This window comes from Chitinophaga hostae (assembly GCF_018224885.1).
In the GTDB taxonomy this organism is placed as follows: domain Bacteria; phylum Bacteroidota; class Bacteroidia; order Chitinophagales; family Chitinophagaceae; genus Chitinophaga; species Chitinophaga hostae.
The window spans coordinates 84,819-104,816 of the sequence record NZ_JAGTXB010000019.1 but is presented as its reverse complement, the minus strand read 5'-3'; the positions used below and the strand labels follow the sequence as shown (position 1 = coordinate 104,816).

Below are 19,998 nucleotides of genomic sequence, written 5' to 3'. Positions count from 1 at the left end.
AAAGCATCCGGCAGGAGGCATGAAAAACTATTGATTAAAAAGAGGGACAGTTGCTTCCGCGTCAACACCTGTGCGAGAAAATTGCCATGCTGGTAGCATCTGCCAGCAGATTTTATAAAATAAATGATACATGAAAAAAAGTAACAACCGACGTTTTTTTCTGAGAAATATCGCCATGACTTACCTCGGTGTTTCTGCGCTCCCCATGGTAGCGCTGGCAACAAATACCGGTGAAACAAGGCCGGCAAAAGAAGGCGCAGACACACCACTGGCAGATCCGGCAAACGACCGTCGTTTTAATGATGTGTATAAAGGAAAATACAATAACCGGATTGCTTTCCCGATAGGGGGGATTGGCGCCGGTATGTTTTGTATTGAAGGTACCGGTGCTATTTCGCATATGTCGGTGCACCATAACCCGGAAATGTTTTATGAACCGGCCATGTTTGCAGCCCTCAGTATAAAAGGCGGTGGCGCAAGGGTGTTGGAAGGCGCCATTCCTGAATGGAAAAAATTCGGGATGCGCGATGCCGGCCTGGGTGGCACCGGTGGCGCTACCTGGGGACTGCCACGTTTTAAAGACGCCACCATGAAAGCGCGTTTCCCTTTTGCGGATATTAATTTGAAAGATCCTGTCATGCCGGTGCAGGTAGCTATAAAAGGCTGGAGTCCTTTTATCCCCGGTGATGAAGATCACGCCAGCATGCCCGTGGGCGCGCTGGAATATCATATCACCAACACCGGCAGTAAAGCGGAAGAATTTATCTTCTCCTATAACGCCCGCAATTTTATGCGGCAGGCCGATACACTGCATACGGTCAGGCCTATGCAAAACGGGTTTGTGCTCACACAGGGCGCACCGGAAAAAGCGGCAGAAAAACAGGGCCACTTTGCCATTTTTACTGCGGAACCCAATACGGTAGTAGATCATTGCTGGTTCCGCGGCGGCTGGTTTGATCCGCTGACCATGGTGTGGAATACTTTGAAAGATGGTAACACGCGCAGTACCCCGCCGGTAGAAAAAGATGCACCCGGTGGCTCCCTGTTCGTACCATTCCGTTTAAAACCCGGGGAAAAGAAAGTGATACGCCTCATGATGGCCTGGTATGTGCCGGATTCAAAACTACGTGTAGGCGAAGACGTGAGTGGGAAGGAAAATGCTTTTGGTAAATATTATAAGCCATGGTACAGCAACCGCTTTAAAGACATTGGTGAAGTAACAGCTTACTGGAACAGCAACTACGACGATCTTTATAAAAAGACCTCGTTGTTTACCAACACTTTTTATAACAGCAGCTTGCCAGCAGAAGTAGTGGAAGCGGTGGCCGCCAATCTCACGATCCTCAAATCAGCTACCGTTATGCGGCAATACGACGGGCGCTTCTGGTGCTGGGAGGGTTCCGGCGATACCTGGGGCAGCTGTCATGGTACCTGTACGCATGTATGGAATTACGCGCAGGCAGTACCGCATTTATTTCCGGCGCTGGAAAGAAGTCTGCGTCAGACCGAGTTTCATGAAAATCAGAATGCGGAAGGCCACCAGGGATTCCGCGCCAATATCCCGATCTCCCCGCTGGTGCATAACTTCCATTCGGCGGCAGATGGGCAGTTGGGTGGCATCATGAAAGTATACCGCGACTGGCGTATCGGCGGTGATGATGAATGGTTGAAGCAACTGTTCCCGCTGGTAAAAGTAAGCATGGACTATTGCATCCGCACCTGGGATCCCCGGGGCAAGGGCCTCGTGGAAGAACCACATCACAACACGTATGATATTGAGTTCTGGGGCGCCACCGGTATGTGTACCAGTTTCTATCTCGGCGCGCTCAGCGCCATCACGCTGATGGGAAAACACCTGGGGGAAGATGTCAGGAAATACAGCGCCCTCTATGAAAAGGGAAAACATAACCTGGAAACAGAACTGTACAACGGGGAGTATTTTATACAGAAAATTCAATGGACAGGGTTAAATGCACCAGACCCGGTAAAAGCGCAGTCCTTCAGTACACAATATGCCGATGAAGCAGTTGTATTGCTGAAGAAAGAAGGGCCCAAATACCAGTACGGCACCGGATGCCTGTCGGACGGGATCCTGGGCTCCTGGATAGCGCGTGTATGCGGCATGGATGAACCCGTGGATCCTGCAAAAACAAAAAGCCATTTGCTGGCGGTACATAAATACAACCTGAAAAAAGACCTGAGCAATCATGTGAACCCGCAACGCTCCACCTATGCGCTGGGCGATGAAGGTGGCCTGTTATTATGCTCCTGGCCTAAGGGCGGTATGTTATCGCTGCCTTTTGTATACAGCAATGAAGTATGGACCGGTATCGAATACCAGGTAGCTTCCCACCTCATGTTCCAGGGTGAAGTGGAAAAAGGACTGGACATTGTACGCGCCTGCCGTAAACGCTACGACGGTACGGTACGTAATCCGTTCAATGAGTACGAATGCGGTCACTGGTATGCCAGGGCCATGTCGAGCTACGGACTGCTCCAGGGCCTTACCGGCGCACGGTACGATGCCATCGATAAAGTACTGTATATCGATTCCAAGATAGGTGACTTCACCAGCTTTATTGCCACCGATAAAGGATTTGGTACGGTGAGCTGGAAAAAAGGCGTACCCTCCCTACAGGTAGCCTATGGTTCCATTCCCGCCACACAAGCCATTGTGGGCGGAAAGAAAATACCACTGAAAGCATAAACTTCTATTGCGGGAAGCCTGTTTCCACCACACGGTTACGCCACCGGAAACGACTTCCCGCCAATACATCACCAAAACAATCTTTACCAATATTCTCTATACATCCAGACAGGAACTATCATCAGCAAACGGCTTTTTAAACAAATAATGCTTAAACGATTAAGGTAGCACCATTAAAACCTATCACCAAAATCAACACGTTTATGAAAGCTTCCCTGCAAGGAAGGCCTCCCATGCCAGGCTCTTTCAAGAAAAGAGGTACAGGCTTCCTCTTCTTTCTTTTTATTTTTATCAATACCCTCTCTGCGCAAAAAGTGATCACCGGAAAAGTCACAGGAGCGGCAGATGGTAAGCCACTCGCCGAAGTGAATGTGGTGGTAAAAGGTACTCCTATAGGCACTACCACCTATCCGGATGGTACCTATGCCATCAAAGCAGAAAAAAATGCCACGTTGGTATTCACCTATGTAGGATATGAAATCCAGCAAATACCGGTAAGCGATATCAGCCAGCTGAATGTAGCCATGAAACAACAATCCAGTACCCTGGGAGATGTAGTAGTGGTGGGTTTCGGTAAACAAAAAAAGATATCCGTTACCGGCGCCATCTCCAGCGTGCCGGTCAGCAACCTGCAGCGCATTGCTACGCCATCCTTATCAAATGCATTGGCCGGCAGCATGCCCGGCATTATTACCCGCCAGAGTTCCGGCGAACCGGGTTATGATGGCGCCGCCGTTTTTATACGCGGCTTCGGCACCTGGGCCAACAGAAGTCCCCTGATCCTGGTCGATGGTGTGGAACGCGACATCAACAACCTCAACACCCAGGAAATCGAAAGTTTCTCCATCCTCAAAGATGCTTCCGCTACCGCGGTATATGGGGTAAGAGGCGCTAACGGCGTTATCCTCATCACCACCAAAAGAGGCAGGGTGGGCCGTCCACAGGTCGTATTCCGCACGGAAAATGCCAGTCTCACCGCCATGCGCCTGCCCGATTATATCAACGGCTACGAATACGCAGGTTTAATCAATGAAGCATTAAACAATGATAATCTCCCGTTAAGATATACGCCGGAAGAACTGCAGAAATTTAAAGATCATTCCGACCCTTACCTCTATCCTGATGTAAACTGGACGGACGCTGTACTGAAGAAGAATACTTTCCAGAGCATCAACAACCTCAGTGTTACCGGTGGAAATGAAATTATAAAGTACTATACCAATGTAGGCTATACGATACTGAATGGTATTTATAAACAGGACCCCGACAATGCCTATAAAACCAATGCGCAGATGAAGCGCTACAATTTCAGGTCGAATGTGGATATCAACGTTTCCAAAACCATCAGCCTGGAACTGGGCGTGGGCGGTATTATCCAGAAAGGTAACTATCCCGGCACACCGGCGCCGGATATTTTTAACGCACTTAAAATCACTTCTCCCATTAACTATCCAAAAGTAAATCCCGACGGGTCCATTGCCGGCGCCTCTACTTCCTACCTGCAGAATAATCCCTGGGGCCTCGTTACAAGGGCTGGTTATACCCGGCAGGACCGGAACACCCTGCAGGGTACTTTCGGAGGTAAATGGGACCTGTCGTCGCTGGTAACGAATGGTCTTTCGGTAAGAGGACTGTTTTCCTACGATCACTGGTATGCCGCTTCCACCGACCGAAAAAAACCTTATGCTATCAAACAATACCTGGGCAAGGATAACAACGGGAACGACCGCTACTCCGATCCGCCGATCCGGGAAGAACAACCCATGGGCTTTAACGTGATCAATGCCGCCAACCGCGCCATCTATACGGAAGTTGCCGTGAATTACAACCGCAGCTTTGGCGATCATAACGTTACCGGCATGATACTCGGTAACCGCCGGGAATATATTGATCTTACGGCCGACAATACCATCAAAAACCTGCCTTATCGCCGTCAGGGATTGGCAGGACGTATCACCTATAATTACAAAAACCGTTACCTCGCTGAAGTAAACGCCGGCTATAACGGTTCGGAAAATTTCCCGGAAGGAAAGCAATACGGTTTCTTCCCCTCTGTATCTGCCGGATGGGTGATCAGCAATGAAAATTTCTGGCACGTTGATGCGGTCTCCAATCTGAAAATAAGAGGATCGTACGGACAGGTGGGTAACGACCAGATAGGCGGTCGCCGCTTCTTATTCCTCACTACCATCAACCGCACCGGGCAATCCTACCTCTTCGGCGATAACCAGCGTTTTTACCAGGGCTTTGATGAAGCACAGATCGGTAATGATGATGTGAGCTGGGAAGTGGCTACGAAGTCTAATATCGGACTGGATATGGAATTATTCAAAGGCGCCGTTACCCTGCAGGTAGATGCGTTCAAGGAAAACAGGTCCGGTATTTTAATTCAGCGGGGCGTGATCCCGAGAGTAACGGGATATTATCCATGGACATTACCATACGCGAATCTCGGTAAAGCCAGGAACAGCGGCATCGACGCATTGCTGGAAGTAAAACATACTACGCACAGCGGGTTCTATTATAATTTCAGAGGTACGTTTACCTATGCCCGTAGTATCTGTACGCAGAATGATGATCCTATCCCGAAATATGCGTATCAGTCGTTCGTAGGGCAACCCATTGACCAGCCACTCGGGCTCGTGGCACTGGGCTTTTTTAAAGACCAGTCGGACATCGACAAAAGCCCGAAACAAAATTTTATGGAAGCAGTAAAACCTGGTGATATCAAATACCAGGATACCAACGGCGATAATGTGATCGACGATTACGACCGGGTACCAATCGGCTACCCGAGAACGCCGCAGATCGTATACGGCGCAGGCGCCAGCTTTGGCTACAAAGGATTTGAACTGAGCTTCTTCTTTACAGGAGTGGCACAAACCAGTTTGTTTGTAGACGGCGCTTCTATGTATGCCTTCCAGATGGGACTGGGCACCTACAATATTATGAGGGAATATTATGACAACCGCTGGACACCGCAAACACCAGATGCCAAATATCCCCGGGTATCACCCATGCAAAATCCCAATAACAACCGGACCAATACCATGTTCCTGCAGGATGCCAGCTACCTGCGACTGAAAAGTGCGGAAGTAGCCTACAACATCAACCTGAAGCAGGGTAAAAGAGCCGGCCTGGAAAGCATACGCGTGTTTATAAACGGTTATAACCTGATGACCTGGGATAAAATAAAAGTGATAGACCCTGAGTCTGACTACGGCACCGGCGGATATCCTTTGCAGAGAAGCGTGAATTTCGGCACCCAGCTTACGTTTTAATTCATTCAATTTTTAAACTGGTCAGATGAAAAATATTGCTCTAGCTATAAAAAATCAGTTTCGCCTGCTGCTACTGGGCCTGCTGGTACTGATACCGTCCTGTACAAAGGACTACCTGAAGAAAGCACCGGATGAAGACCTCGACATCAAAAAGGTTTTTTCCGAAAGAAAATATGCGGAATCATTTTTAACTTCTGCCTATAACAACATTCCTGTGATGCTGGGGGCGGCCGACTGGGACCAGCGCAATCCTTTTACCGGCGCCAGTGATGAAATGGAGATCACTTTCCTGGGCGCCTATTCCCACCTGCTGAACTCCGGCGCCTGGAGTGCCAATGACTACTACCCGGATGTATGGGGCTTTATGTATGAAGGCATCCGTAAAACAAACATCTTCCTGGAAAACGTGGCGCTGGTGCCCATGCCGGAAGAAGACCGGAAAAAATGGATAGGGGAAGCTACTTTCCTGAGAGCGTTTTTTCACTTTATGCTGGCACGCATATACGGACCTATACCTATTGGTGATCATTCGTATGCGCTCAACGAAGACTACACGAAAATCCGGCGTCAGCCGGTTGATAAGGTGATTGAGTTTATTGCTTCAGAGTGCGATAAGGCTGCAGGTATGCTGGACTGGTCGGTATCTACCGATAAGCTGGGCCGCGTTACCAGGCCGGCTGCACTCGCGCTCAAAGCACAGGCATTGTTGTATATGGCCAGCCCGCTGTGGAATGGCAACCCCGATTATACAGGCATAAAAGATAATGTTGGTACGGCGTTGTTTCCAGCCTATGATAAGGAAAGGTGGAGACAGGCGGCCATCGCTGCCAAAGCATGTATCGATGGTGCAGAAGCCAATGGGTATAAACTCTACCGCTCAGCCTCCAATGATCCCGTGAGGAATTACCAGGAAGTGTTTATAGAGCGAAATAATCCGGAAGTGCTGTTTGCCCGCAATGCCGGTGAACACTCGCATTTTGAACGCTGCAGCAATCCCATCAGTTATGGCGGATACTCTATTTTTTGTCCCACCCAGGAATTGATAGATGATTATGAAATGGCAAACGGAGAACGACCTATCACGGGATATAATGGGGATGGTACGCCTGTTATCAATGCTGCTTCGGGGTATGTGGAAACGGGTTATGTGGCTGATAAACATCCTAAAGATTATTATCCGGCAGGTGTAAGAAATATGTATGTGGGCAGGGAGCCACGTTTCTATGCAAGTATTAACTTTAACGGAGCTGTCTGGAAAAACAGGAACATACAATTTTGGTTTGAAGGGCTGGATGGCAGAAAAAGAGCAGGTTCCGATTATTGTATCTCCGGTTACCTGATGAAGAAAATGGTGAACCCAACTTCCGACATCTTCCAAAACAGGTTTTCTTTAAATACCTGGATCTACTACCGGTTAGGAGAAGAATACCTCAACTACGCGGAAGCATTGAATGAAGCAGATGGCCCGGTGGCCGATGTGTATAAATATGTAAACGCGATCCGCGACCGCGCCGGTTTGCCCGGACTGCCCACCGGCTTATCACAAACAGCAATGCGGGAACGTATTCATCATGAACGCCGGATAGAGCTGGCATTTGAAACCCATCGATATTTTGATACACACCGCTGGAAAACAGCGGCAGGCATTGATAGCAAAGAAATTCACGGTATGAATATCGGCGCGGGAAATGCATTGAACGACGATAATTTTTACAAGAGAACCGTTATTGAAAAAAGGGTATTTGTAGCGCCCAAGCACTATCTATGGCCCATACAACAGGCAGAAATAAATAAGAACCCTAACCTGGTACAAAACCCCGGGTGGTAATTTTTTGACGTAAACAATATTCACATGATGCAAAGGTATTTATTACTCGTGGCGCTTTTCCTGGTTGGTAACCATGCCGCGGGCATATCGCCCGCGACAGCAGACAGTACGATGGACATATGGCTGGAAACATCGCTGAAACGTATTTTTCCGCAAACGCCGGCAGGCACTGCCACACAGCTCGATATGATGGCTGCCCGCGGAAGTCGTATATCCTTCCAGGTAGGGTTTCACAGCAATATGAAAGACCAGACCCATCTTACCTGCAGCATGGAAAATGCGGAGGTATTGCAACCGAAGATCCGCTATGTGGGCCTGGTACCTTTGCATCATTTTACCACCGATGTTGCCAGGGAAGAAATGGATGGCATCGGTTATTTACCCGGTTTGATCCCTGAACCGCTGTACCCGCTCAGCACGGTGGAAGTCAACCCGTTTGCGAGCCGCTCTTTCTGGATCACGCTGCAGGTGCCCGCCAACATTAGCCCCGGCATACACCGCTACGAGGTGGTGATGAAATGGACCAAAGGAAAAGCGCAAAAAGAGCAGCGGCTGGTGGTGAACGTCAACGCCAGCAACCTGGTATTGCAGCCCCGCCGCAATTTTCACGTTACCCACTGGTGGCGTGGGGAAGCTACCAGCATTTATTATAAAACGCAGATGTTTGATTCCCTGTGGTGGAAATATACCGAAGCACAGATGAAAGACCTGATGGAACATGGCACCGATGTGGCTTTTATCCAAAACTTTTTTGAATTCAAAACCCTGTTTAAACAGCCCTGCCAGATGCTGATCGTGAATGAAACGAGTTCCGGTAAATACCAGTTCGACTGGTCCGTGATTAAGCGCTTTATAACGATGTGTAAAAAAATGGGCTACAAAAAATTTGAGTGGGCGCATTTGTGGATGTATTGGGGAGTGAAAACAGCGATGCGCGTTTATACCATAAAAGACGGAAAGTATGTACTGCTCTGGGATGCAGACCTGCCGGCCTTTTCTCCGGTGTATGTTAACTTCCTCCGGCAGTTCCTGCCGGCATTTCATGATTTTTTGAAAGATGAAAACATAATGGCCGATTCTTATTTTCATTTATCGGACGAGCCCGCGCAGGAACATATTCCTAATTACAAAGAGGCGAGAGAGCTGCTGCATGAGCTGGCGCCCTGGATGAAGGTGATGGATGCATTGAGCGATATCCGTTATGGAAAAGAACATCTCACGGATATCCCTGTGCCTATCATCAGTTCGGCGCAGGAATACAGCAAAGAGAAAATTCCGCACTGGGTTTATTTTTGTACCGGACCGCGTAATAAATGGCTGAACCGCTTTTTTGATACGCCACTGCCAAAGATCCGTATGTCAGGCTGGTTGTTCTACCACCTGCATGCAGAAGGATTTTTGCACTGGGGCTATAACTACTGGCATAAGCTGGACTCCGAGGAGGCTTCAGATCCGTATACCGACGGATCGGCGCATGCTTACCCCGGTATCGCCAACGGAGATCCGTTTGTGGTATATCCCGGTCCGGATGGCCCTTACGACTCCGTTCGCTGGGAGGTGTTTGCAGAATCGCTGCAGGATTACGCCATCCTGCAATCTGCCGGTATATCACCCGATGATCCGATGTTATCATCACTGCATTCGTATGAAGATTTTCCCAGGTCGGAAGAGTGGATACAGCAGGCAATTAAACAGGTGCTAAGCAGAAAAGGAAGATGAAACAATTTTTAATGATGACCGTATGACCGGATATTATAGGAAGATAAAGTTTAACAGAGGATATACTATACGAAAATGCTTTTTTACAATAGCCGTTTCCGTTAGTGCCGTATGGCTGACGGGCGCCGGCATGCCCGTCCGCCTGCCTGTTTTGAATAAAGGGACTGACACGCCGGGTGTTACACCGCCGGAATGGATACGGCCGGATCATAGCGGCAGTGCGCCGGTATGGGGCATCCGGAACGGTATTGTTGTGGCGTTATGGCCCGCTGCCATAGAAAACGCACGACCGGGCAACGACGGTGGTCCGAGAGGATTATTGCGCATCGGGTATGAATGGAAGAACGTGATTTACCACATCAATTATATTGCCATTGAACCGGTGGTACACGGTAATATGGAGTTCAGTGAAATTTCTCCTTCACAGGTAGATGGTAAGTGGGGCAAACTGATGTGGGCAGGTGAAACACCGGAACCGGGAAGGTTTTCCGCTACGGCAGGTACAAGAGGAGTACTGAAAACAGATACATTTCGTATGCCCGGTAACGTTACTACCGTTCATAAAGGTAAAAGTAAAAAGGCAGGTATCACTGCGGTCACCTCTGCGGTTACGCAACCGGATCCGCAGCACCCGGAACGATCCGTTTTGTTGCTCTATGTTTTTATGGAAAAATTCCGGAACGGGGCGCATCCTTATCTCCGGCTTAGTATCCACAGCGAGCGTCCGGAAGAGTTGTGCATTGAAGTGTTTCAGCAACCGGACAGCGCACCTATGGAGCGTTGCGGCGTAACGGCCACCATGGGTAATTATTCTCGGTTAAGAAACCTGTACCTGCGGCATAGCGTGGTAAACGCGCGACAGCTGTATGCAGGTTACGAGGGTATTGATTTTACCGAACAGGCGCCCTATCCTGCAAATGAAATGCTGCATAACAAACGGGGTGATTTCATCGCTATAGCGCAGCCGGATGAATCATTAAATGAGCTGATGTCCTGGCCGGACACCGCGGCCTATGCGGCAAGATGGAACTGGCGTTACCGGCCGTTTTATAAGCTTACGCAATATTGGCGGGTGGCTGCAGCGCAGGCAGACAGCTCCTTACAGGTGCGTGTAAATGGCCGCGCAAAATACTGGAGCGGTGGTAACAGGAATGCTGCTGCCTATATAGATATTCCGGGTGGCCCGAGTTTCGAAAACTTTGAACTGCGGCAAACTTATCGCGCAGGCCAGCAGTTTTATTTCGGGCTCACCCGTAAAACCATTGAACAATTACTGGCGGAATAATTATGCTTTCACCGGTAACGCATGCCGCCATGCGTAGTAACCAACCAACGCAAAACAGATCAGCGGCACTGTATACCCCAGTTGTACATTGCTGTAAAAAGTGACTGCGCCAAGACCCAATGGAATCAGTGCTCCACCAACAATAGACATCACCAGGAAAGCCGACCCTGACTTTGTTTCATTACCCAGGTCTTTGATGGCCAGTGAAAAAATAGTAGGGAACATAATAGACATAAAGAACTCAACACCCAGTAAAAAGTAAACACCGGCTCTGCCGCCAATCATTACGCAATAACATAGCAGCAATACGCAGGCTATGCTATAAAATACCAGCAGTTGACGGGGCGCTATTTTGCGCATCAGCAGCGTACCTGCATACCGTCCCAGCATAAAACATAACAGGAGCAAACCGAGATAGGTAGTGGCTTCCTTTTCTGGCATATGTCCGCTGAAACCGGCATAACGGATAAAGAAGCTGGAAATGCATACCTGTGCGCCCACATAGGCAAACTGCGCAATTACGCCCCAGCGGAAATGCACATGCCGGAATACCCGGAGATTAATATTGAGACCATCACTATGTTCTTCCTGTATTTTCGGGAAATGTACCACCATGAACAAGATGGCCGTGAGCACCAATACACCGGCGATCGCGAGGTAGGGCACCTGTACGGATCTTGCTTCTGACAGCAGGTAATTATTCAGTGTATCGGGCGACATGCTGTTGAGTTGTTCATGTGTAAATTCTTTACCGGAAAGAATCACTTTGCTCAAAAAGAATGCGGCCACAAAGGCACCGAGCCCGTTAAATGCCTGTGCAAAATTGAGTCGTTGCGTAGCGGTTTCCGGTGTGCCCATCATGGTGATATATGGATTGGCGGCTGTTTCCAAGAACGTCATACCTGCTGCTACGAGGAAGAGGGCAAAGAGGAACAGGCCGAAAGAGCGCAGTTCTGCCGCCGGGAAAAAAAGTACGGCGCCCGCAGCTGCGATGAGCAGGCCCGTAACGATGCCTGTTTTATAACTCCATTTCCGCATTACCCAGGCGGCAGGTAAGGCAAAAAAGAAATAGCTGATCCAGTAGGCAGCATCGATAAAGGCAGATTGAAAATCATTTAGCTGGCAGGCTTTCCGCAGATGCGGGATCAGTACCGGGATGAGATTGCCGGTAAGCGCCCATAAAAAGAAGAGGCTGATAATAAGGATGCTGGCAACTTTCAGCTGGCTGCTGCCGGAAGGGGGCGCGGAGGCCCCTTTCTTTATTTCAATTGTGGAATCCATAAAGGTATTTTGTTTTGTTGGTTATAGGCGACAGGTCTGTACGTCGTTTACCAGCCGGCCTATATGGTCGATGCTGATTTCCACGCGGTCGTTGTCCTGCAGGGTAAAGCCGTTATCCGGTACCAGGCAGGTACCAGTCATCAGGTAACAGCCATCCGGGAAAGCGCATCCCTTGTAAAGAAAATCCACCAGTTCCTGGTGACTGCGTTTCATCTGGCTGATAGGAACGCTGTCGGAATATTGCACCTGTTCGTTGCGGTAAATAGCCATGTTGATGATGGTATCGGAAGGGATCGGCATATCCGGTACCATAAGACAGGGCCCCAGTCCGGCGCATTTCTCATATACTTTTGCCTGTGGCAGGTACAGCGGATTTTCTCCTTCTATGCTGCGCGAACTCATATCATTGCCAATGGTATAACCTTCGATGCTGCCCTGGCTGCAAACAAATAAGGTCAGCTCCGGTTCCGGCACATCCCAGGAGGAGTCTTCCCGGATGAACACCGTTTGTCCGTGTCCGGAAACGCGGTGCGGAGTAGCTTTGAAAAACAGTTCTGGTCTTTCGGCCACATATACTTTATCATAGAAGGTGGCGCCGCCGGATACTTCCGACTCTTCCATCCGGGCGGTGCGGCTGCGGTAGTAGGTAACGCCGGCGGCCCATACTTCCTGCGAGCCGATGGGCGCCAGCAGGTCGGCTGCCAGCAGCTTTTCTGCAGCATCGGTGCTCATCGGTGTTTTATCTTTCAGATCGGCCAGTACAAGGTTAAACAGTCCCTGCCTGTTTACATAGCTGTTCCAGTTGGCGGCAATGGTGTAGTACTGATCCCGGTACGCCACCAGCAAAGCGCCTGATGTTTTATAGATGCGGATGATCTCCATGTTGATGTATTTGTTGATAAGAAAATGCGGAGGTGTTAAAAAAAATTATTTACCCGAAAGGAAGTGTTGTACTTCTTCCAGCGGGAGTTGCCACAGTTGTGCAGCCATGGCCTGTAATGTTTTCTGATCGCCTTCAAAGTGCATGGTTACCTGCCGGTAGGTGAGCGACTCACCGGGTTTCAGGGCGCGCGCATCGGAAGAAGATTCTACTTCATAGAACGGTCCCATTTGGGTGCCATCGGCCAGGGGGCCATCGTTATAGCAGTTAACGGCGTCGCCTTTAAATGGTTCTTTCTGCAGTTCCCATTTTGAATTCACGTAACGACCTGCCGGCACTACTTCATATAGCAATACCGTAAGGATATTGTTTTGCAGGTCGATGCTGCCGGCGCCTTTTTTAGCGACCAGTGGAGAAAGTCCCAGTTTGCCGCGGGATTTACCATCGGCGCGGAATAGCAGTAAGCTATCTTTTACCACCAGGTTTGGGGCGGGAATTTTCCCGAAGTAATCATCCGTAATATGTTGCCGGGCATCAGCGATGTGTTGGAAGGGCGCTACGATGGCGGTTTGATCGGAGGGTTTAAACATGCCCAGCAACCAGATACTCAGCAGGCCGTTTTGTTCCTGCCATGCGCTGTCGCCGCTGTTGGTAACGGCATTATCTGTTTCGTAGGCAACGCCTTTAATACCATCAGGCAGCGCAAACCCAAGCCGGGCAGTAATGTCGCTGCTGCCTAATAAGCGAATGCTCCTGTTGATACTGATGTTAAAAGTGCTGCCTTTATAGTTTTGAATAGTGCCTTTTTGCTGGTAGGTAACAGCGGTATCGGATAATGCCGTTACCGTGTAGTGGGCAGTATCTATCAGCCCGGGTGTTTGCCAGTTGGCGAAATCAAACGTTTTTCCCGGTGGAAAGAACAGTGCATACTGACCGCCTTCGGGCCCAAGCCAGAAACGTTCTTCTCCGCCGAATGCGTTGATATGCGGTGCAAATTTTTGCGATGCCACCAGGTCGTAGTTGATCCAGCCAAAACTTTTACCCTGGCTGCCGCCGGTAGTACTGGTCATCACACGGGCCTGGTAATCGCCTGTTACTACAATACCGCTGCTATCGCTGGCGTGTTTTAATACCACTACGTTTTTCAGATGCTGTTGCAGAAAGGCAACATCTTCCCCGAAATTGACAGGTTTAGCGGGATGTTGTTCCTGTTTTGTTGCTCCGCCGTTGCAGGCTGCAAGGCCTGCTGCCAGACAACCGGAAAGAAGAATAGATCTCATGTTCATGGAATTAGTGATTATAATAGTGGAAGCAGAAAGCTTAAAGCTTAAAGCAAAAAGCAATGCTATCGCTGAAAAATACTTGTTCAAAATACGATCATAAAAAATCAATCCCGCTCTGCCTAACAGCTAAAAGCTAACCGCTAACCGCTCTACAGCGGTTCCTTCAAAAGTCGTTCATAAAAAATCAATCCCGCTCTGCCTAACAGCTAAAAGCTAACCGCTAACAGTTCTACAGCGATCCCCTTCAAAAGTCGTTCATAAAAAATCAATCCCCGCTCTGCCTAAAAGCTAAAAGCTAACCGCTAACCGTTCTACAGCGATCCCCTTCAAAAGTCGTTCACAAAAAATCAATTCCCGCTCTGCCTAACAGCTAAAAGCTAACCGCTAACCGCTCTACAGCGATCCCCTTCAAAAGTCGTTCATAAAAAATCAATCCACTCGCTCTGCCTAACAGCTAATAGCTAACCGCTAACCGCTCTACAGCGATACCCCTCTTTTCCAGGGGATAAAATCATCTTGTCCGAGCTGTTGTGCCTTGGTGCTGTATTGTCCGCTGGCGGTGGCGATCACGAGTTCGAGTATATTGGCGGCTACATCATCGATAGAGGCGTCTCCGCTGATGATGGTGCCGGTATCGAGGTCGATGATGTCCTGCATTTTAGCGGCGAGTTTGCTGTTGGTAGACAGTTTGATAACGGGTGTCACCGGGTTGCCGGTGGGGGTGCCCAGTCCGGTGGTAAACAGCACTACGTTGGCGCCTGCGCCTACTTCTGCGGTAGTGGATTCCACATCGCTGCCGGGGGTGCATAGCAGGGCCAGGCCCGGATGTTGTACCCAGCCGGGATAATCGATGACATCAGTAACGGGGGAGGAACCGCCTTTTTTGGCTGCGCCGGCCGATTTGATGGCATCGGTGATCAGTCCGTCGCGGATATTACCGGCGGATGGGTTGGAGTCGAATCCTGATCCAACGGCTTCTGCTCTGCTGGCGTAGTCGCGCATCAGCTGGAGATAGCGGCCGGCCAGGTCGGTATTGATGCAGCGGTCGCTCAGTTCCTGTTCCACACCGCATAGTTCCGGGAATTCTGATAAGATCACGGAGCCGCCGAGTGCTACCAGCATATCTGCCACACGGCCTACGGCGGGGTTGGCGGAGATACCGGAGAACCCGTCGGAGCCGCCGCATTCCATGCCTATGCATAGTTTGCTGAGCGGTGCGGGTTGTCGTTGCTGGGTATTGGCTTTGGTGAGGCCGTCGAATGTTTGGTGGATAGCCTGGGTCATCAATGCTTTTTCGGAGCCGAGTTGCTGTTGTTCGAGAAAGACAACGGTGCGGTCGAATCCGGGAACGCGTTTTTCAATTTCTTCTTTCAGCATATCTATTTGTGCGTTCTGGCAACCAAGACTTAGCACCGTAGCTCCTGCTACGTTTGGATGGGTAATATAACCTGCCAGCAGTCCGCAAAGCGTACGTGCGTCCTGTTTAGTGCCGCCGCAACCCATGGTGTGGGTGAGCAGTTTTATACCATCGATGTTGGCAAAGGTGCGTCCCTGGAGAACGATGCCTTCTCCATTGCTGCTGTCGGCGATGTTGCTGCTGTCTTTGCCGGAGCGGAAGTCCTGCAGCAGTTGTTGCAGCATGGTTTCGTAACTGTGTTGCTTGCGATAGCCGAGTTCTTTCACCAGTATTTCATGTAGCAATTGTACATTCCTGTTTTCGCAGAATACGAGCGGGATGATCACCCAGTAGTTGCCGGTGCCTACGCGGCCGTCTGTGCGGTGGTAGCCATCGAAGTGCCGGTTTTCCCAGGGAGATATATCCGGTACGGTCCATTGATTGTGCCGTTCTCCTTTCACGGCGAAGGAACCTGAGGCATGGCGTATATTTTGGGTGGTGATCAGTTCTCCTGCGGGGATGGTATCGTTGGCGAGGCCTACGAGTACGCCATACATGATAACGGGACTGTCTTTCGGCAGTTCCTGTGCCGCTATTTTATGTTTGGCTTCAACCTTACGTATAGCCGTTACAGTTACTCCGTCACAATGTACACCGGCGCCTGCGGGGATATCCTGCAAGGCTACCCAAACGTTATCACCGGGATGGATTTTTAGAATTGTTTGTTTCATCGTTGTTAGCATAAATAATGAGGGATGGGGATCAGGTCAGGGATCTGTCCAGGTGTACATAACCTCCGTCTACATGTATCAGCTGACCGGTTGTATGACTCGATTTTTCTGACAGCAGGAACACGGCCATCTGTGCAATTTCTTCCGGGTGTGTCATTCTTTTTTCCAGTGGAATACGTTCCACGATGCTGGCGAGTTTGGCTTCTTTATCTTCGAAGGTATTGATCCAGTTTTCGTATAGCGGCGTCCAGGACTCGGCTACTACGATGGCGTTTACCCGTATGCTGAAGGGGAGGAGTTCCACTGCCCATTCGCGGGTAAGTGCGTTGCGGCCTCCGTTAGCGGCAGCATATGCGGAGGTGTTACCCTGGCCTGTTTCAGCGGTTTTGGAGGTGATGTTGACGATGGCGCCTTTGCTGCTTTTCAGAAAGGGGAGTGCATGATGTGCTAAAAGGTAGTAGTGTACCAGGTTGCGGTGCAGTGATTGCATAAATGCTTCGTACGAACCGGTTTCGAGGCCGATGCCGTCGTTGATGCCGGCGTTGTTGATCAGTCCGTCGATCCGGCCATGTTGTGCTGCAACGGCTTCCACCGCCTGTTTGCAGGCAGCGGGGTCGGTGAGTTCAGCCACTACATGTTCGCCTTTGCCGCCGGCTTCGCGGATGCGGGAAAGTTGTTCGAGGTTATCTTCCCCGCTTCTGCCGATGATCACGGGAATGGCGCCTTCCTGTGCGAGCACGGTGGTAATGGCGGCGCCGATGCCTTTGGCGCCTCCTGTTACTATAATGATCTTATCTTTTAAACCCAGGTCCATAATTTACTTTTGTGTGTTTGAAAAATCACCGTTTACCAGCCGCCAGATGTGCATGGGGTTACTGTCCTGCAGTTCCGGCGGGAGGAGGTATGCCGGGAAATCCTGGTAGCATACCGGCCGGCAGAAGCGGTAGATGGCTGCGGTGCCAACGGAGGTGCCGGCAGCAGGGGTGGTAGCGGGCCAGGGGCCGCCGTGTACCATTGACTGGTTAACGGCTACGCCTGTAGGGAAACCGTTGATGATAATCCTGCCGGCTTTTTCTCTCAGTATATCTACCAGGTCGGCATGTTGTTGCAGGTCAGCTTCGGTACCGTGGATGGTAGCGGTGAGTTGTCCTTCCAGTTTGCGCGCCACCTGGTATAGTTCATCGATGCTGCCAGCGTGGATATGCAGGGAAGAAGGGCCAAATACTTCGTGGCAGATGGCGGGATTTTCCAATGCTTTTTCGGCGCTTACCTGCAGCAGGTAAGGGGTAGCCTGTTGGGCGGTGTCGGGGGCGGCGCCGAGTACTGCTGCGCCTGTTTGTTGCAGCAGGCGGATGCCGTTATGATACGCGTCGAGTATGCCCGGTGTAAGCATAGGTCCGCCGCTCATGGCGCCGATACCCTGTTGCAGGGCGCTGATAAACGCTGCCGCAGCGTCTTCCGAAGGCGTGATAAACATGCCGGGGTTGGTACAAAATTGTCCTACACCCAGGGTAACGGATTGCAGCAGCTGCATGGCCAATGCGGGTCCCTTCTCCCGTAAAATACCCGGCAGGAAAAACACGGGATTTACGCTGCCCATTTCTGCGTATACGGGTATAGGTACGGCTCTGCGTGTAGCCGTTTCATATAGTGCCTTGCCGCCTCTGAAGGAGCCGGTAAAGGCAATGGCAGAAACGATCGGATGTGCCGCTAGGTACTGTCCTGTTTCGTGGGAAGTACCGTGTACCATGGAAAAAACACCTTCCGGCATTTGGGTACGCAGGATGGCTTTGCGGATGGCAGTGGCCACCAGGTATGATGTATGCGGGTGTGCGGGATGTGCTTTGAATACAACGGGGCAACCGGCAGCCAGCGCAGCGGCGGTATCGCCACCTGCTACTGAAAAGGCCAGCGGAAAATTGCTGGCGCCAAAGATGCCGGTTACGCCGATAGGGATCTGCATTTGCCTTACGTCGGGGGTACCGGTATTGATGCGGGCATTTACCCAGGAGCCTTCTTTGATGGTGTTGGCAAACAGCCGCAACTGGCCGGTGGTACGGTCTCTTTCGCCCTGGAGGCGCGGCAGCGGCAGCCCGCTTTCCGCCGAGGCTACGTTGATTAATTCATCTCCCAGGGAAACAATATCATCGGCGATAGCTTCCAGGAAAGCGGCACGCTGTGCTGCCGTCGTTTTTTTATACAGCGGAAACGCTTTGGCAGCGAGGTTTAAAGCGGCATCTATTTCGCCGGTGGTAGCTTCTCTGAACTCCTGCGGCAGCCATTGCTGCTGCCGCGGATCAAATGCCCGGAAGGTATCGTCGCCTTCACCGGAAAAATTATTTCCTATCAGTTGTAATCCTGTTATCAATGTTCGACTCATCTTCCTGATATTTTATATTAAAAGTGGTGTATGCTCAATTCACTTCCAGGTCGCTCATAGCCGGCAGCTTTGGAAAAGGCGCATGAGGCTCACGCTGGTACCAGTATACCACGCTGCTGATGTCCGATTGCTGCGGCAGATAGCGTCCGCCACTGCGCCAGCCAAGGTCCTGTATCGTGATTTTAAGTTCTTTTTCAAAACGGATGGGATCCATGATATGCCAGCGGTACAGGCCAAAACGCTGTTGCGATTTATACAAACCGTCGGGGCGGATCACCTGCGGGAGACCGCTATACGCCGTGGAAAATTCCTGGTACCGGCCTTTGGTATCGAAGTTATAGGAGCCGCAGAAATAGTCTTCCGTACCGGTACCGCAAATAGTAGGAAATTTACCATCGCCGTCCATAAAGAATTTTATTTCGCCTTCGCCCCACCAGCCGTTGTTATTAACGCCCCAGGCCAGGTAGGTACCCACATATTGCCCTTGTCCTTTTACACCATCGATCATGGTAAAGGAAGCATCTTTTACCGGGTTGTTACGACGGAATTGTGCATGGAAATAGCCGGCATCTTCGGGTACGCTGGTCAGCGTATAGTCGACCTGGTAGTATAGGGTCATTCTTTCCGTATTAATATTTTCCATGGTGATCTTGCATTTTTTCCGGAACGGCATGGCCCAGTAGCAGTTGAAGGCGCTGCCGGGATTTACGCATACCGCCAGGGAATTGAGTTGGGCATATTCGCCCCATCCCATGCCGAAGAAATCACCTACGGGTACTTCTACCGAGGGGGTGGTTTCATCGTCCCAGTAAAAGCGGAGTATGGAGTAGCGCCAGTTGCCGGTGGGTGTCATCCAGATATGCTGTATGGCGCCGGGGCCGGTTATTTCGGCCAGTGTTACGGTTTTTCCGGGTTCAATAAAAATGTAGGGGTTTACTTTCCATCCCTGGCCGAGGTCGCGGGCAGCGCCGCGGGCATTGCCCTGGTCGAGAGTAGCCATACCGCCTTTGCCAGCTTCGCCGGTGAAATTTTCCGGGCTGATAGAACGCGTTTTGGCATTGGATAATCGGAACAGGTTACCCATATTCATCTCTAATCCGTTAAAGGATTGTTGTGCGTAGGTGGCCCAGCTGAGACAGGCACTTAAAGATAGCAGCAGCAGTTTTTTCATTATCGTGGTTTGTTTTTAGCAATGAATAGTTATCGTTTACGTATAGTCGGGAACGT

Annotated in this window: 12 protein-coding genes; 5 read left to right on the top strand and 7 right to left on the bottom strand. The window is 50.3% G+C overall.

Features of this window, described 5'->3' with window-relative positions:
* The first annotated feature begins 130 nt into the window (after positions 1-130).
* The 5 genes from KE626_RS27385 to KE626_RS27365 all read left to right on the top strand — a co-directional run bounded on the left by KE626_RS27385 (position 131) and on the right by KE626_RS27365 (position 10,820).
* Complete coding sequence (locus tag KE626_RS27385) at positions 131-2,707, top strand: GH116 family glycosyl hydrolase (protein WP_211976216.1); 2,577 nt, start codon at positions 131-133, stop codon at positions 2,705-2,707.
* Positions 2,708-2,910: 203 nt separating this feature from the next.
* The gene (locus KE626_RS27380; RefSeq protein ID WP_211976215.1) at positions 2,911-5,988 is read left to right on the top strand and encodes a SusC/RagA family TonB-linked outer membrane protein; all 3,078 of its coding nucleotides are present in this window, start codon (positions 2,911-2,913) and stop codon (positions 5,986-5,988) included.
* A gap of 25 nt (positions 5,989-6,013) precedes the next feature.
* Positions 6,014-7,816: a RagB/SusD family nutrient uptake outer membrane protein gene (locus KE626_RS27375; protein WP_211976214.1), complete on the top strand. Its 1,803-nt coding sequence runs from the start codon at positions 6,014-6,016 to the stop codon at positions 7,814-7,816.
* Between the two features lie 24 nt (positions 7,817-7,840).
* On the top strand, positions 7,841-9,535 hold the full coding sequence (locus tag KE626_RS27370) for a DUF4091 domain-containing protein (protein ID WP_249207739.1): 1,695 nt from the start codon (positions 7,841-7,843) through the stop codon (positions 9,533-9,535).
* Between the two features lie 22 nt (positions 9,536-9,557).
* The gene (locus KE626_RS27365; RefSeq protein ID WP_211976213.1) at positions 9,558-10,820 is read left to right on the top strand and encodes a hypothetical protein; all 1,263 of its coding nucleotides are present in this window, start codon (positions 9,558-9,560) and stop codon (positions 10,818-10,820) included.
* On the opposite strand, the gene fucP is transcribed toward KE626_RS27365, so the two are convergent.
* The 7 genes from fucP to KE626_RS27330 form a co-directional block, all read right to left on the bottom strand.
* Positions 10,821-12,101: an L-fucose:H+ symporter permease gene (gene fucP / locus KE626_RS27360; protein ID WP_211976212.1), complete on the bottom strand. Its 1,281-nt coding sequence runs from the start codon at positions 12,099-12,101 to the stop codon at positions 10,821-10,823. It abuts the gene before it with no gap.
* Positions 12,102-12,122: 21 nt separating this feature from the next.
* Entirely contained in the window at positions 12,123-12,983 is an 861-nt protein-coding gene (locus KE626_RS27355) for a fumarylacetoacetate hydrolase family protein (protein ID WP_249207738.1), read from the bottom strand.
* Between the two features lie 45 nt (positions 12,984-13,028).
* Positions 13,029-14,261 carry a DUF6786 family protein gene (locus KE626_RS27350; RefSeq protein ID WP_211976211.1) on the bottom strand — a complete coding sequence of 411 codons (1,233 nt, stop codon included), beginning with the start codon at positions 14,259-14,261 and terminating at the stop codon, positions 13,029-13,031.
* A 480-nt stretch (positions 14,262-14,741) separates the two neighbouring features.
* Positions 14,742-16,391 (bottom strand): UxaA family hydrolase, encoded by a 1,650-nt coding sequence (locus KE626_RS27345; protein ID WP_211976210.1) that lies wholly within the window; start codon positions 16,389-16,391, stop codon positions 14,742-14,744.
* Positions 16,392-16,422: 31 nt separating this feature from the next.
* The gene (locus tag KE626_RS27340) at positions 16,423-17,205 is read right to left on the bottom strand and encodes an L-fucose dehydrogenase (protein ID WP_211976209.1); all 783 of its coding nucleotides are present in this window, start codon (positions 17,203-17,205) and stop codon (positions 16,423-16,425) included.
* Between the two features lie 3 nt (positions 17,206-17,208).
* A complete protein-coding gene (locus KE626_RS27335) occupies positions 17,209-18,771 on the bottom strand; it encodes an aldehyde dehydrogenase (NADP(+)) (protein ID WP_211976208.1) in 1,563 nt (520 codons plus the stop codon).
* 34 nt (positions 18,772-18,805) lie between these two features.
* A complete protein-coding gene (locus KE626_RS27330; RefSeq protein WP_211976207.1) occupies positions 18,806-19,942 on the bottom strand; it encodes a glycoside hydrolase family 172 protein in 1,137 nt (378 codons plus the stop codon).
* Positions 19,943-19,998 lie beyond the last annotated feature (56 nt).